The organism is Bartonella sp. PS17NMGDW (genome assembly GCF_042193555.1).
Classification (GTDB): Bacteria; Pseudomonadota; Alphaproteobacteria; order Rhizobiales; family Rhizobiaceae; genus Bartonella; species Bartonella grahamii.
Map to the genome: position 1 here is coordinate 1 of NZ_JBHILY010000099.1, position 556 is coordinate 556.

General features: G+C 43.9%; 1 pseudogene. It reads left to right on the plus strand.

Annotated elements, in window-relative coordinates:
- Positions 1-556, plus strand: a pseudogene (locus ACFIJK_RS09485) (hypothetical protein); the annotation flags it as partial.

Consider the following 556-nt stretch of genomic DNA (forward strand, 5'->3'; position numbering starts at 1 on the left):
CAGCATGGAGAAGGAGAGAAAAAAGGCAACAGCAAGATCACGTTTCTTAAGGATGGTGAGCTCTCAAAAAGCTCAACGGATGCGGTTAATGGCTCACAGCTCCATTCTACGAACACAGCCCTTGCGGAATATTTTGGTGGTAATGCCAAGTATGAGGACAGCAAATGGACAGAACCTGATTTCAAAGTTGCGCAATTTGGTGCTGATGGCGTAGAAGGTGACGAGAAGACTTATCATAATGTTGCTGATGCTTTTGAAGGTGTTAACAGTGCTTTCACCACTTTGAATGAAGAGATTGTCGATGTAAGAGATAGTATCCTTGTTAAGCAAGAAGAAGAGGTTACTTTAGCGCGTAGTCTCCGTGCGGGGGGATCGGGTACTATCACCATTGGTAAGGCATCAGGCGGTACTGAAGTAAGTATTCTGAATAAAGATAATGAGAAACGGACCATTTCTGGTGTGAGTGCTGGAACACTCTCAGAAGACTCAAGCGAAGCGGTTAATGGCTCACAGCTTTTTACCACCAATAAAAATGTTACTACAGTTGCTGAGCATA